The 13,146-nt window shown below is 65.2% G+C and carries 14 protein-coding genes; 4 read left to right on the top strand and 10 right to left on the bottom strand.

Features of this window, described 5'->3' with window-relative positions:
- The first annotated feature begins 17 nt into the window (after positions 1–17).
- A complete protein-coding gene (locus tag AN936_RS00495) occupies positions 18–386 on the top strand; it encodes a hypothetical protein (protein ID WP_054586429.1) in 369 nt (122 codons plus the stop codon).
- Positions 387–389: 3 nt separating this feature from the next.
- Here the strand turns inward: AN936_RS00495 and AN936_RS00490 are convergent, their stop codons facing one another.
- Positions 390–953: a DUF2585 domain-containing protein gene (locus AN936_RS00490; RefSeq protein ID WP_054586428.1), complete on the bottom strand. Its 564-nt coding sequence runs from the start codon at positions 951–953 to the stop codon at positions 390–392.
- A gap of 52 nt (positions 954–1,005) precedes the next feature.
- Here AN936_RS00490 and gmk point away from each other — a divergent pair, with 52 nt between their 5' ends.
- Positions 1,006–1,668, top strand: coding sequence for a guanylate kinase (gmk, locus tag AN936_RS00485; RefSeq protein WP_054586427.1), 663 nt, complete (start codon positions 1,006–1,008; stop codon positions 1,666–1,668).
- Here gmk and AN936_RS00480 read toward each other — a convergent pair.
- The 4 genes from AN936_RS00480 to AN936_RS00465 form a co-directional block, all read right to left on the bottom strand.
- Positions 1,665–2,102: an acyl-CoA thioesterase gene (locus tag AN936_RS00480; protein WP_054586426.1), complete on the bottom strand. Its 438-nt coding sequence runs from the start codon at positions 2,100–2,102 to the stop codon at positions 1,665–1,667. The two genes, gmk and AN936_RS00480, sit on opposite strands and share 4 nt — an antisense overlap.
- 1 nt (position 2,103) lies before the next feature.
- Positions 2,104–2,886 carry an SDR family NAD(P)-dependent oxidoreductase gene (locus AN936_RS00475; RefSeq protein WP_054586425.1) on the bottom strand — a complete coding sequence of 261 codons (783 nt, stop codon included), beginning with the start codon at positions 2,884–2,886 and terminating at the stop codon, positions 2,104–2,106.
- 161 nt (positions 2,887–3,047) lie between these two features.
- A complete protein-coding gene (locus AN936_RS00470) occupies positions 3,048–4,217 on the bottom strand; it encodes an acetyl-CoA C-acetyltransferase (protein ID WP_054586424.1) in 1,170 nt (389 codons plus the stop codon).
- A 159-nt stretch (positions 4,218–4,376) separates the two neighbouring features.
- On the bottom strand, positions 4,377–5,531 hold the full coding sequence (locus AN936_RS00465) for an acyl-CoA dehydrogenase family protein (RefSeq protein ID WP_054586423.1): 1,155 nt from the start codon (positions 5,529–5,531) through the stop codon (positions 4,377–4,379).
- A gap of 291 nt (positions 5,532–5,822) precedes the next feature.
- Between AN936_RS00465 and AN936_RS00460 the strand changes: the two genes are divergently transcribed.
- Together AN936_RS00460 and AN936_RS00455 are read left to right on the top strand one after the other, a co-directional pair.
- Positions 5,823–6,692, top strand: a complete 870-nt coding sequence (locus AN936_RS00460) for an SMP-30/gluconolactonase/LRE family protein (RefSeq protein WP_054586422.1) — start codon at positions 5,823–5,825, stop codon at positions 6,690–6,692.
- 85 nt (positions 6,693–6,777) lie between these two features.
- Positions 6,778–8,976, top strand: a complete 2,199-nt coding sequence (locus AN936_RS00455) for a M3 family metallopeptidase (protein ID WP_054586421.1) — start codon at positions 6,778–6,780, stop codon at positions 8,974–8,976.
- A 155-nt stretch (positions 8,977–9,131) separates the two neighbouring features.
- Here AN936_RS00455 and AN936_RS00450 read toward each other — a convergent pair whose 3' ends face one another.
- The 5 genes from AN936_RS00450 to AN936_RS00430 all read right to left on the bottom strand — a co-directional run bounded on the left by AN936_RS00450 (position 9,132) and on the right by AN936_RS00430 (position 13,137).
- Positions 9,132–10,901, bottom strand: coding sequence for a heparinase II/III family protein (locus tag AN936_RS00450; protein WP_234715695.1), 1,770 nt, complete (start codon positions 10,899–10,901; stop codon positions 9,132–9,134).
- A gap of 2 nt (positions 10,902–10,903) precedes the next feature.
- Positions 10,904–11,590: a ribulose-phosphate 3-epimerase gene (gene rpe / locus AN936_RS00445; protein WP_054586420.1), complete on the bottom strand. Its 687-nt coding sequence runs from the start codon at positions 11,588–11,590 to the stop codon at positions 10,904–10,906.
- Positions 11,591–11,685: 95 nt separating this feature from the next.
- Positions 11,686–11,928 (bottom strand): hypothetical protein, encoded by a 243-nt coding sequence (locus AN936_RS00440; protein ID WP_054586419.1) that lies wholly within the window; start codon positions 11,926–11,928, stop codon positions 11,686–11,688.
- Position 11,929: 1 nt separating this feature from the next.
- Positions 11,930–12,130 carry a hypothetical protein gene (locus AN936_RS00435; protein WP_054586418.1) on the bottom strand — a complete coding sequence of 67 codons (201 nt, stop codon included), beginning with the start codon at positions 12,128–12,130 and terminating at the stop codon, positions 11,930–11,932.
- Positions 12,131–12,237: 107 nt separating this feature from the next.
- Entirely contained in the window at positions 12,238–13,137 is a 900-nt protein-coding gene (locus AN936_RS00430; RefSeq protein ID WP_054586417.1) for an SPFH domain-containing protein, read from the bottom strand.
- Positions 13,138–13,146: the final 9 nt, after the last annotated feature.

Raw genomic sequence — 13,146 nt, 5'->3', positions numbered from 1 at the left:
ATCGAAGGAGAAACGAGATGATGGGACGGATCATCGGCGGGATGCTCGGTAGCGCGATCGGCCGCCAGAAAGGCAATCATGGCATCGCCGGTGCAGTGATCGGCGCGGGCACGCTGTTCGCGGCGCGCCGCCTGTTCCCGCAGCGCTATGCGGTGCTCGCGGCGACGGTTGCGGCGGGCTATCTCACCAAGAAATGGGCCGAGCGTGCCGAAGCGCGCAAGGCGTCCGAGGAAGCGCATGCAATGGACGCTGCGCTCGGCAATGCCGGGGTCGTCGATCCCTATGCGGGGATCACAAATGAGCCGACCGATGGCGAGGCAATCGGGGACGCCCTGCCGCCCGCGATCCCGCTCGACGCGAACCGACGCAGCACGGCGCTCCACTGACGGTCAGCCGCCTGCCTGCCACTCCTTGATCGCCTCGACCGGCGAAACGAGCATCAGCACGTTGAGCGTCAGATTGTCGCGGATCGTCCACAGCGTGAACAGTTCAAAGACGATCGCGAGACCGACCGTCGCCCACCAGCGCATCCGGCTCGCGGCGAGGAAGCCGAGCATCATGAACAGTGCGTCGCTGACCGAATTGAGGATCGAATCGCCCGCATAGCCGTAAGCCATCGTGACCTCGCGATAGCGGTCGATGATGATGCTGGAATTTTCGAGGATTTCCCACGCGCCCTCGATCCCGATCGCCAGCGCCAGCGCGACCCACAGCGGCCGGCGCGGGATCAGCCAGCGCGACAGGCCGTAGAAGATGAAGCCGTGGATGACATGGCTGAAGCTGTACCAGTCCGAAATCTGCTGGCTGTTCTGGTTCGACTGGACGACGCCGTGCCACAGGCTGACGGTGCCGCACGGACAGATCGGCGGGCGTCCCATCGCGAACAATATGGCGGTGAACAGCGCGAGGAGCGCCGCCGCGACCAGCCAGCCCGTTCGTGAAATCCCCGCCATCCGCGCTGTCCTTCCCGCTTGACCGCTGCCGCTAGTCAGGCGAATAGCGCGCATGGCTGACAGCGTCCATCTCAACCGCCGCGGCGTGTTGTTCGTCCTCTCCTCGCCCTCGGGCGCGGGCAAGACCACCATCTCGCGCATGATGCTTGACGCGGACAGCGACATCGCGCTCTCGATCTCCGCCACCACACGCCCGCCGCGCCCGGGCGAGGTCGACGGCGTCCATTATCATTTCATCGACACCGAAACCTTCAAGAAGATGGCGGCCGACGGCGAATTCCTCGAATGGGCGCATGTCTTCGGCCATCGCTACGGCACGCCGCGTGCGCCGGTCGAGGAACTGCTCGCCGCGGGCAAGGACGTGCTGTTCGACATCGACTGGCAGGGCGCGCAGCAACTCTATCAGGAGGCGGGCCCCGACGTCGTCCGCGTCTTCGTCCTGCCGCCGACGATGGAAGAACTCGAACGCCGCCTGCGCAGCCGCAACACCGATAGCGACGCAGTGATCGCGGCGCGGATGGAACGCGCCGCGAACGAAATCAGCCACTGGGACGGCTATGACTATGTGCTGATAAACGACAATGTCGACGGCTGTTTCGACGAAGTCCGCGCCATCCTGCGCGCCGAACGGCTGAAGCGGCGGCGCCAGATCGGCCTGATCGGCTTCGCGCGCGACCTGATCCGCTCGGTGCCCGACGCGGACAAGAAGCTCTAGACCGGCGTCACCAGATTCGCCTCCAGCTCCTGGACCATGTCGGCGCGGAGCGGTTTCGCCTGACCGTCGGTCCGGCAGACGACGACGGTATCGCAGCTCGCGATGGCACGGCCGTTCTGGAACATCGCCTGCACGATGGTCCAGCTCGAGGTGCCGATGCGGCCGATTCCGCTGGTAATCGTCACGGGGTCGGGGAAATTGCCCTCGCCCAGATAGTTGATCTCGACCGCGGCGACCATCGTCCGTTCGTTCGACGGCCGTTCGGTCAGCGGCCGGACCTGCCGGTTGAGCAGGACGCGGCCGCTTTCGAACAAGGCCGCGAAAGCGACATTGTTGAGATGGCCGTTGATGTCCATGTCCTGAAAGCGCGTCTGCAGGTCGATCCGCGCGGGGTAGCTGGCGGCATCAAGCCGCCAGCTTTCCGGTTTCGGCATGTCAACGGGGACCCATGCGGATGCCGCCGTCGAGGCGGACGTCTTCGCCGTTGAAATAGCCGTTTTCGATCATGCACATGGCAAGGTTGGCATATTCGTCGGGGTTGCCCAGACGCTTCGGATTGAGCACCGAGGCGCCGAGAGCGTCGCGGACATTCTGCGGCGCACCTGCGAGCAGCGGGGTGTCGAAAATGCCGGGCAGGATCGTGTTGACGCGGATCTTCTCGCTGCCGAGGTCGCGCGCGATCGGCAGGGTCATGCCGACGACGCCGCCCTTCGACGCCGAATAGGCCGCCTGGCCGATCTGGCCGTCCTCGGCGGCGACGCTTGCGGTGTTGACGATCGCGCCGCGGTCTCCGTCTTCCTGCGGATCGAGCGTCATCATTCCCGCCGCCGACTTGGCGATGCAGCGGAAGGTGCCGACGAGGTTGATCTGGATGATCCAGTTGAACGCATCGAGCGGGAAATGCTTGATGCTGCCGTCTTCCTTCGAGCGGCTCGCGGTCTTGATCGCGTTGCCGGTGCCTGCGCAGTTGACGAGGATGCGCTCCTGACCATGCGCCTCGCGCGCCTTGGCGAAGGCGGCATCGACGCTGGCGTCGTCGGTGACGTTGCATTCGCAGAAAACGCCGCCGAGCTCGGCGGCGATCGCCTTGCCCTTTTCTTCCTGCAGGTCGAAGATCGCGACCTTGACGCCCTTGGCGGCGAGCGCGCGTGCGGTCGCGGCGCCAAGGCCCGAGGCGCCGCCGGTGACGACGGCGGATACGGTGGAATCGAGTTTCATTTGAGGCTCTCCTATAAGCCCCTCCCCTTCAGGGGAGGGGTTGGGGTGGGGGCGTCGAGGTTGCGCGAGGCCGCTGGCCCCCACTCCGCTCGACTAAAGGCCCGGCTGACGCCGGACCAAGTCTCTCTGCCCCTCCCCTGAAGGGGAGGGGTTTGAAGTAATTACAGCCGTTCGATGATCGTGACGTTGGCCTGGCCGCCGCCTTCGCACATCGTCTGCAGGCCATATTTGCCGCCGGTCGCATCGAGCACGCCGAGCAGCGTCGCCATCAGCTTGGTGCCGCTGGCGCCGAGCGGGTGACCGAGCGCGATCGCGCCGCCATGGACGTTCAGCCGCGCATGATCGGCGCCAAGATATTTGAGCCACGCGAGCGGCACGGGCGCGAAGGCCTCGTTGACTTCATAGGCATCGATATCTTCGATTTTCATGCCCGCGCGCTTCAGCGCCTTTTCGGTGGCGAACAGCGGTTCTTCGAGCATGATCACCGGATCGCCCGCCGTCACCGACACATGGTGGATGCGCGCGCGCGGCGTCAGGCCGTGGTCCTTCAGCGCCTGTTCCGAGACGATCAGCGCCGCCGAAGCGCCGTCGCAGATCTGGCTCGACGAAGCAGCGGTGATCGAGCCGCCTTCCTGGAGCAGCTTGACGCCGGCGATACCTTCCAGCGTCGCGTCGAAGCGGATGCCTTCGTCGACCAGATGGGTCTGGCGGCCTTCGGGGGTGTCGACGTCGACACCGACGATCTCGCGCTTGAAATGGCCCGCTTCGGTCGCCGCCTTCGCGCGGCGGTGGCTTTCGAGCGCATAGGCGTCGAGGTCGTCCTTGCTGAAGCCGTGCTTCTTGACGATCATTTCGGCGCCCATGAACTGGCTGAACATGATGCCGGGATATTTTTCCTCGAGCCGCTCCGATTTATAATGGCCGAGGCCTTCCTTGATGAACAGCGTCGCCACCGATCCCATCGGCACGCGCGTCATGCTTTCGATGCCGCTGGCGAGCACGATGTCCTGCGTTCCCGACATCACCGCCTGCGCCGCGAACATCATCGCCTGCTGCGACGAGCCGCACTGGCGATCGATGGTCACGGCGGGGATCGAGTCGGGCAGGTTCGACGCCAATACGGCGTTGCGGCCGAGGTCCATCGTCTGCTGCCCGCCCTGCGACACGCAGCCGGTGATGACGTCGTCGATCTTCGACGTGTCGAAATCGTTGCGGGCGGCGATCGCGTCGAACACCGCCGCGCCGAGATCGACCGGGTGAACGCCGGCAAGCTTGCCGCCACGCTTGCCGCCGGCGGTCCGGACCGCGTCGACGATATACGCATGAGCCATGGGAGAATTCCTTTCTTCCTAAAGCCCCTCCCCTTCAGGGGAGGGGTTGGGGTGGGGTTTCGCGGCGTCGAGCAAGGCCGATGGACCCCACCCCGCTGCGACTAGCCAGCAAGCTGGCAAGTCTCGCTGCCCCTCCCCTGAAGGGGAGGGGTTTGGTTGTCAGAGCTTGCGTCCGATCAGTTCCTTCATGATTTCGTTCGTGCCGCCGAAGATCCGCGTCACGCGCGCCGCGCGCCACGCGCGAGCGATCGGATATTCGTTCATGTAGCCCGCGCCGCCGTGGAGCTGCAGGCACTTGTCCATCACCTCCCACTGCAGGTCGGTGTGCCACAGCTTCGCCGCGGCACCTTCCTCGGGAGTCAGCTCCTTTTTCAGGTGCCGCGCGAGCGCCCAGTCGAGATGCGCCCAGCCGACCTGCAGCTTGGTCTTCAAATCGGCGAGGACGAAGCGCGTGTTCTGGAAATCGAGAACCGGCTTGCCGAATGCCTTGCGGTCGCGCGTGAATTCGACCGTGTCGTCGAACGCGCGCTGCGCCGAGGCCTGTGCCGACACCGCGATCGACAGGCGTTCCTGCGGCAGCTCGCTCATCAGGTAGATGAAGCCCTGCCCCTCTTCACCGAGGCAATTGGTGATCGGCACGCGGACGTCCTCGAAGAACATCTCCGACGTGTCGGCCTCGTCCTGCCCGATCTTGTCGAGGTTGCGGCCGCGCTTGAAGCCATCGCGATCGGCCTCGACGAGCACGATTGACACGCCTTTCCACGCCGGCTGCACCTCGGTGTCGGTCTTGACGCAGACGAGGATCAGGTCGGCGTTCTGGCCGTTGGTGATATAGGTCTTCGACCCGTTGATGACATAGTGATTGCCATCCTTCTTCGCGGTCGTGCGCATGCCCTGCAGGTCGCTGCCGGTCCCCGGTTCGGTCATCGCGATCGCAGTGATCACCTCGCCCGACACCATCTTGGGCAGCCAGTGCTTCTTCTGCTCTTCGCTGCCATATTTGACGATATAGCTGGTGACGATGTCCGACTGGAGCGAGAAGCCCGTCGTCACGCGGCCATAATAGGCGCTTTCCTCGTCGACGATCGCATTATAGCCGAAATCGAGGCCGAGCCCGCCATATTCTTCGGGAACCGTCGGGCACAGCATGCCGAGCTCGCCCGCCTTCGGCCACAGATCCTTCGGAACGATGCCGTCGTCGGCCCACTTCGCCTCATTCGGAGCGACTTCCTTTTCGAGGAACTGGCGCACCGTCGAACGGAAGGCTTCATGGTCCTCGCCATAGGCGGTGCGCGAGAGGTTATCGAGCGACATCTTTTTCCTTTCCCTTGGAGCAGCCGAACGCGAGCGGGGAGTCGGCCGCATCTTCCCGGCCAAAAGACCTTACGTTTACGTGCACGTCAAGTGTAAAGACGCTACGGCAAGAAACTCTTTCGCGGTTACACTAGTTTCCTTCGTCATCCCGGACTTGATCCGGGATCCATTCATCCAGCGCCGGCGGAAATGGACCCCGGATCAAGTCCGGGGTGACGAGGGTGGCCGGACTAATAACGAATAGGATTGCAGTCGCTGGGCAGCGCCGGCGCGCCGCGCTAACACCGCTTCATGGTCGATCTTCTCCTCGACGCCGGCGCACTGCTCGGCGAATCGCCGCGCTGGCACGCCGCCGAAGCCCGCCTCTACTGGGTCGATATCGAGGGCCGCAAAATCCATCGCACCGACCCCGCCTCCGGCGCCGACGAGGTCATGCTGCTGGGTCAGCAGGTCGGCTGCATCGCCCCGCGCGCGGGAGGCGGGCTGGTCGCGGCGCTCGAGGACGGCTGCGCGCTGATCGACGCCTGGGGCGCCGCGCCGCGTCCGTTCGGCCCGGCGGTGCTCGCCGGCAAGCCCGAACAGCGCTTCAACGACGGCTGCGTCGACGCTGCCGGGCGGTTGTGGGTCGGTAGCCTGACGAGCGACAAGGCGAACCCGGCCGCAACGCTCTATCGCCTCGACCCCGACGGATCGCTAATCGAAATCTTCGGCGGCCTTACCACCAGCAACGGCGCGGCGTTCAGCCCCGACGGGCGCATTTTCTATCACGCCGACACGCCGACACACGCGGTCCACGCCTATGATGTCGACCCGGCTACCGGGACATTGGGCGAGGGCCGTATCTTCCACCAGTTCGAATATGGGAACGGACGCCCCGATGGCGCCGCAGTCGATGCCGAGGGCTGTTACTGGTCGGCGCTGTGGGACGGCTGGCGCGTCGTCCGCCTGTCCCCTGCTGGGGAGCTGCTCCAGACGATCGACCTGCCCGTCCAGCGCCCGACGATGATCGCCTTCGGCGGCGCGGACATGCGGACCGCTTTCGTTACCAGCGCCGGCAAGAATCTGACCGACGAGGAACGGCGGGCGCAGCCGCATGCCGGCGGCGTCTTCCACTTCCGGGTCGATGTTCCCGGCCTGATCCAGCCCGATTTCGGCTTTTAGGACCGGCTTGCACCCCACTGTCATATCGGGTTAAGGCACGTCCCATCATGGTTTCACGCGAAACCGCGTTCCCCGGGAGATCCTTATGCCGCGCTCCGCGCCCGCTGTCCGTCGCCGCCTGTCGACGATGCTTGCATCCACCGCGATGATCATGGGTTATACGATTATGGATATCCAGACCGCCTCCGCCGCCCAGCCCGCTCCGGCGCCTGCCGCCGCCACGCCCGCGGGCGACAATCCGATGCTCGCCAAATGGACCGGGCCGTTCGAGGGGGTGCCGCCGTGGGACAAGATGGACCCCGAACTGTTCCCCGACGCCTTCCAGAAGGCGATGGCCGAAACCAGGGCCGACGTGCAGGCGGTGATCGACAATCCTGCCGAACCGACCTTCGAAAACACCCATGTGCCGATGATGCTCGCCGGCGATACTATGGAACGGCTCTTCGCGCTGTGGGGCGTGCAGACGTCGAACAAGTCGAACGACCGCGTCGAGGACATCGACGCCGAATGGAGCCCCAAGCTCACCACCTTCTACACCGAGCTGTTCCTCGATCCGAAGCTCTTCGCCCGCTACAAGGCGGTGTACGACAAGCGCAATTCGAGCGGGCTCGACGCGCAGCAGATCCGCATCGTCGAGCGCAGCTATGACGAGATGGTGCGCGACGGCGCCAACCTGTCGGCCGCCGACAAGGCGAAGCTCGTCCAGATGAATTCGAAGCTGGAAGGCCTGTTCTCCGCCTTCTCGTCGAAGCTGCTCGGCGACGAAAAGCTCTACACCTTCGTCACCGACAAGAATGAACTCGCGGGGCTCGAACCCGGCTTCGTCGCCTCGCTCGCATCGGCTGCGGAATCGCAGGGCAAGCCCGGCCAGTGGGCGATCAAGAACACCCGGTCGTCGGCGCAGCCGGTGCTGCAGGGCGCGACCAACCGCGCGCTTCGCGAGCGCGTCTACAAGGCGTTTATCAGCCGCGGCGACAATGGCGACGCGAACGACACCAATGCGACGATCGTCGAGATATTGAAGCTGCGCCAGCAGCGCGCCGAACTGCTCGGCTTTCCGACCCACGCGCATTACCGCATGGCCGACACGATGGCGAAAACGCCCGAGGCGGCGATGGGCCTGATGATGAAGGTCTGGCCCGCCGCGGTTGCGCGCGTGAAGGAAGAGGTCGCCGATATGCAAGCGATCGCCGATGCCGAAGCCAAAGCCGGCAATGGCCCGAAAATCACGATCGAACCGTGGGATTATCGCTTCTACTCGGAGAAGGTCCGCAAGGCGAAATACGACCTCGAGGAAAGCGAGGTGAAGCCCTATCTCCAGCTCGACAAGCTACGCGACGCGATGTTCTGGTCGGCGGGCCAGCTCTACGACCTCGGCTTCCGCGAAAATACCGGCACGATTCCCGTCTTCGACCCCAAGGTCCGCACCTTCGAGGTCTATAACCTCAAGACGAACGAGAATGTCGGCGTCTTCTACCTCGACAATTTCGCGCGTGACGGAAAGCGCTCGGGCGCGTGGATGACGACCTATCGCAGCCAGCAGACGCTCGGCGGCGAACGCAACGTCCTCGCGTCGAACAACAATAATTTCACCGAAGCCGCGAAGGGCGAGCCGACGCTGATCAGCCTCGACGACGCGCAGACGCTGTTCCACGAATTCGGCCACGGCATCCATTATCTGCTGCAGCACGTCACTTATCCGGCACTCGCCGGGGTGCCGCGCGACTTCGTCGAATATCCGAGCCAGGTGAACGAGAACTGGCTGATGACCCCCGAGGTGCTGTCGAAATATGCGACGCACTACAAGACGGGCGAGCCGATGCCGCAGGCGCTGGTCGACAAGATCCTCGCTTCCGACAAGTTCAACCAGGGTTTCAATACCGTCGAATATCTCGCGAGCGCGATCGTCGACATGAAGCTGCACGACCGCAAGACGCCGCCGGCCGATGTCGATGCGTTCGAACGCGAAACGCTCGCCGAAATGGGCATGCCGAAGGAAATCGTCATGCGGCACCGCCTGCCGCAGTTCGGCCACCTGTTCAGCAGCGACGCGTATTCGGCGGGCTATTACAGCTATCTCTGGTCCGAAACGATGGACGCCGACACCTGGGCGGCCTTCACCGAAGCGGGCGGCCCGTGGGACCGCACGGTCGCCGACAAGTTCCGCACCATCCTGTTGATGACCGGCAACGAAACCGATCGCGCCGAAGCCTATCGCGCGTTCCGCGGCCGCGACCCCGATGTGTCGGCGCTGCTGAGGAAGCGGGGCTTCCCGGTGGAGTAGGATGGGTCGGGAGCGGCCAGAGGCCGATCCATCTGCCATCGTCACCCCGGACTTGATCCGGGGTCCATGACTTCGGCGCTGCCGTGGATCCCGGATCAAGTCCGGGATGACGAAGCTGGGCTAGGGCGTGGAAGCTGGGCTAGGGCGTGATTGCCCTAGCCGATATGCTTGAAGATCCAGCCGATGCTCGCGCCGCCCGCGGGCGCGGTGCCGGTGACGACGAGTTGTTCGCCCGGGTGCGGGCGGCCTTCGCCGTCGACCCACAGGCTTTCCTCGATCTCGAGCGCGCCTTCGGAGGTGCGAAACTGCCACAGCGGCCCGCCGGCGATGCGTAATAGCGCGCCGAGGCTGTCGGCGGTCAGGCTGGCCGATAGATTGGGGCCGAGGTGGAAGCGCAGCGCAAAACCCTTGTCGCCCTTGCGCCGCGTGCGCGGGGCGGGGAGCAACATGTCCTCGCCGCGCAGTTCGCGGCCGTTGGGCGACAGGATCAGCAGGCGGCGGTGGATCAGCCCGTGGCGGCGGGAATAGCCGTCGTGGCTCATTTCGAGCCGGCTGCCCTGCGGGGTTTCGCGGCGATCGAGTTCGACCTCGGTCACCCCCTTGCCGAGCGAGCCATTGGCGAGGATCGCGGTCGAATTGCTGTCGGCGAGGATCAATGTCGAATGCGCAGCCGTAGTGCGGAGGCCGCGCGCCAGATCGGCGGGGATCGTCGCGCCGGTGAGCGCCGCGCCGCCGCAATTGACGACGATGCGTTCGTCGCCGTCGCTGAGTTCGAAAGCGAGCGTCGAGGCGCAGCCCGCCTCGGTCACGCGAGCGATCGGCGGTGGCGCCGCATCGGCGAGCAGCACGACCTTGTTGGCGACGAGCCGCTGATAGCCCCAGTCGCGCGCCTGCTTGAGCGGGCGGGTACGGACGCCGCTCGCCCGGACGATCGCCTGGATGTCGCTCGCCGACGTCGCCCCGCTGCCCTGCCAGCTCCCCATCCCGCCGTCGCTGTGGGTCAGGCCGAGCAGCGCGGGGACGGCGCGCGCCAGCACTTCCTGCACGAAAGGCGGCACTTCCATGCGGCGCATCTCGTAGATTTTGGCGAGCATCGACAGCGCCATGATCGCATCGAGCTGCGCCTGCGGTGAGCGCGAGATATTGCCGCCGTCGGCGTAGAAGCTCGTCTCGAGCACCTTGCGGAGCCCCGCCTCGCCGAACACCTGCCGCGGCTCGCCGCCGGGCATCAACAGCGATGCGGCGACGATGCCGACCCACGCGACCATCTGACCGATGCCGGGGCGCGTCTTGTCGGCAACGCGGTCGAGGTGGCGCGCTGCACGCGCCAGATGATTGAGCACTGCCGAACGATAGATGAGGTCGCTCGACGACAGGATCAGCGGCGCGTGCGCAGCCCAGAACAGGATGCGCCAACCGGTATTGTCGGCCTGCCACGCGGGCTCGCTGACCGCTTCGCCATGCACGCCCAGCCATTGCCGTACCATCGTCTCGGCAATCGGCACGCCGTCGGACCGTGTGCCGGTGGCGGCGAGATCGCGCAGCCACGCAAAGCTGTGCAGATAATCGGCAAAGGTCGGCACGACGTCGAGGGTCGCGAAATCGAGTTCGTGGAGCGGCAGCTTGAGCCCGCGATGGAGGAAGTGGCCGGCGCGGATCGCCGTGCCCGCGCGCGTGTCGCCGGACACCGGGTCCTCGGGAACGCCGAGCAGCTTGAGCGGGAAGCGCCCCTTGAGTCGGAAAGCATGCAGCGGGGTGCGCCAAGTCAGCCGCGTAATCTGGTTGGCGATCCGGTCGCCGAGCGACAGCCCCTTGTCGGCGGGCAGGCGGATCAGGCGTTTGCCGGGCTCGATGGTGTCGTCGAGCGCGTCGGCGTCGGCGGCGTCCGGTTCATGATCTTTGGGAGCGATCACCGGTTTCACCATCGTCAGGCGCCGCGGAGCCGCCGGATATTGTCGGCATAGGCATCGGGGCCGCCCTTGAAGGTCGCGGTCCCCGCGACGAGCACGTCGGCGCCCGCCGCGATCGCCTGCGGCGCGGTGCCCGCGTCGATGCCGCCGTCGACCTCGAGACGGATGTCGCGCCCCGACTTGTCGATCATCTTGCGTACCGCCTCGATCTTGCGAAGCTGGCTGGAAATGAAGCTCTGGCCGCCGAAACCGGGATTGACGCTCATGATGAGGACAAGATCGATGTCGTCGATCAGATAGTCGAGCATCTTCGCCGGGGTGCCCGGATTGAGCGAAACGCCCGCCTGCTTGCCGAGCGACTTGATGTGCTGGACGGTGCGGTGGATATGCGGCCCCGCTTCGGGATGGACGGTGATGATGTCGGCGCCCGCCGCCGCAAAGGCGTCGAGGAAATGATCGACCGGGCTGATCATCAGATGGACGTCGAAGGGCAGCGTCGAATGCGGGCGCAGCGCCTTCACCACCATCGGGCCGATCGTCAGATTGGGGACATAATGGCCGTCCATGACGTCGATATGCACCCAGTCGGCGCCAGCGGTCTCGATGGCGCGCACCTCTTCGCCCAGCCGCGCAAAATCGGCGCTGAGGATCGACGGGGCGATGCGGACGGGAGCGGCTGGGGACGTTGATGGGTCGGCGGTCATGGACCGGCCTTAACCATCAACTTACCAGGGGGCAAGCGGCTGAAAGCCCTGACAAGGCCGCATGCCACGAATATTCGCCGGGGCGACAAAAAAGCCTAACGCCAGTGCCAGCCGCCCGCGGTTTTGGCGCGATAAAGCGGCATCGGGGCGAGGCCGGCGATGATGACCGCGAACGGCAACAGGAGGGGCCGGCCCTGCAAGAGGACGGCCACGCCGGTGATCAACGCGATGTGCAGGGCCAGCATCGCCCACCCCTGCCAGGCGACCGGCATGCCGGTGCCATAGCCGCGACGCTTGGGGCGGAACCACGGGCGGTCGTTCAGGAGCAGGTGGAGCATCTCAATTCTCCTTCGGCGGGCGGCCGCGCTTCGCGGGCTCCGGCGCCTTGACGCTCACGCCGCGCCGCGCGAGCGCTTCGCGGAGCAATACCTCGATTTCAGCATTGGCGCTGCGCAATTCGGCCGCCGCGATCCGCTCGATCGCCGCGTAGAGCGCGGGATCGAGGCGGAGTGCGAATGCTTTTTTGGACTGCGCGGGCATTGAACAAACCTCAATTCCCGTTCGCATCGAGCGACGTCGAGATGCCGGGAGGTCGTATGCCCACGATGGGTGTCTCGACTTCGCTCGACACGAACGGGTTTCTCAAATCAGTAGAGCGAGCCGGCGTTGACCACCGGATGGGTGTCGCGTTCGCTGCACAGCACAACCATCAGGTTCGATACCATCGCGGCGCGGCGCTCGTCGTCGAGGTGAACGACGCCCTTGGCACTCAATTGGCCGAGCGCCATCTCGACCATCCCGACCGCGCCCTCGACGAGTTTCTTGCGCGCCGAGATCACCGCCTCGGCCTGCTGGCGGCGCAGCATCGCGCCGGCGATTTCCTGCGCATAGGCGAGATGCGTCAGCCCGCATTCGTCGACGGTGATCCCCGCAACGCTCAGCCGTTCGATCAGCGCCTTGCGGAGCTCGACCCCCACCTCGTCGTGGTTGCCGCGCAGGGTAATCTCCTGATGCTCGATATCGTCATAGGGATAGCGCGAACCGATCGAGCGCACTGCCGCCTCAATCTGCGCCATGACGAATTCCTTGTAATCGTCGACATCGAACAAAGCCTGCGCGGTGTCGGTGACCCGCCATACCACCTGCGCCGCCATCTCGATCGGATTGCCGCGCAGGTCGTTGACCTTGATCTTGTCCGAAATGACGTTGTTGGCGCGGACCGCGATTTTCTTGCGCGACAGCCAGGGCAGGATCCAGCGCAGCCCTTCCTGCCGGTCGGTGCCCTTATAGGCGCCGAACAACTGGATCGCCGCGGCCTCATTGGGGTTGATGAGATAGAAGCCGCAGAGGATCAGCGTACCGACAAATGCGCTGACGCCCAGCACGACCCACTTCCATGCGACCTCGACCCCGTTGATGTTGGTGATGAGTGCCCAGGCGGCGACGCCGAGCAGCGCCAGCCAGATCAGCAGCATCAGATAGCCGCTTTGCGTATTCGCGCGCGTCTCGCGACTGCGGTTTAGCGCGGGTGTTCCCGTATCGACCATATTTCCCTC

This window comes from Sphingopyxis macrogoltabida, from assembly GCF_001307295.1.
GTDB classification, from domain to species: Bacteria; Pseudomonadota; Alphaproteobacteria; order Sphingomonadales; family Sphingomonadaceae; genus Sphingopyxis; species Sphingopyxis macrogoltabida_B.
Note: the sequence above shows the minus strand (reverse complement) of the source record. Positions and strands in the feature narration are given on the sequence as shown.

Excerpts from the sequence above, each read along its gene's own strand:
- AN936_RS00495 (WP_054586429.1), top strand. The coding sequence starts at position 18 with ATGATGGGACGGATCATCGGCGGGATGCTCGGTAGCGCGATCGGCCGC.
- AN936_RS00490 (WP_054586428.1), bottom strand. The coding sequence starts at position 953 with ATGGCGGGGATTTCACGAACGGGCTGGCTGGTCGCGGCGGCGCTCCTC.
- gmk (WP_054586427.1), top strand. The coding sequence starts at position 1,006 with ATGGCTGACAGCGTCCATCTCAACCGCCGCGGCGTGTTGTTCGTCCTC.
- AN936_RS00480 (WP_054586426.1), bottom strand. The coding sequence starts at position 2,102 with ATGCCGAAACCGGAAAGCTGGCGGCTTGATGCCGCCAGCTACCCCGCG.
- AN936_RS00475 (WP_054586425.1), bottom strand. The coding sequence starts at position 2,886 with ATGAAACTCGATTCCACCGTATCCGCCGTCGTCACCGGCGGCGCCTCG.
- AN936_RS00470 (WP_054586424.1), bottom strand. The coding sequence starts at position 4,217 with ATGGCTCATGCGTATATCGTCGACGCGGTCCGGACCGCCGGCGGCAAG.
- AN936_RS00465 (WP_054586423.1), bottom strand. The coding sequence starts at position 5,531 with ATGTCGCTCGATAACCTCTCGCGCACCGCCTATGGCGAGGACCATGAA.
- AN936_RS00460 (WP_054586422.1), top strand. The coding sequence starts at position 5,823 with ATGGTCGATCTTCTCCTCGACGCCGGCGCACTGCTCGGCGAATCGCCG.
- AN936_RS00455 (WP_054586421.1), top strand. The coding sequence starts at position 6,778 with ATGCCGCGCTCCGCGCCCGCTGTCCGTCGCCGCCTGTCGACGATGCTT.
- AN936_RS00450 (WP_234715695.1), bottom strand. The coding sequence starts at position 10,901 with ATGGTGAAACCGGTGATCGCTCCCAAAGATCATGAACCGGACGCCGCC.
- rpe (WP_054586420.1), bottom strand. The coding sequence starts at position 11,590 with ATGACCGCCGACCCATCAACGTCCCCAGCCGCTCCCGTCCGCATCGCC.
- AN936_RS00440 (WP_054586419.1), bottom strand. The coding sequence starts at position 11,928 with ATGCTCCACCTGCTCCTGAACGACCGCCCGTGGTTCCGCCCCAAGCGT.
- AN936_RS00435 (WP_054586418.1), bottom strand. The coding sequence starts at position 12,130 with ATGCCCGCGCAGTCCAAAAAAGCATTCGCACTCCGCCTCGATCCCGCG.
- AN936_RS00430 (WP_054586417.1), bottom strand. The coding sequence starts at position 13,137 with ATGGTCGATACGGGAACACCCGCGCTAAACCGCAGTCGCGAGACGCGC.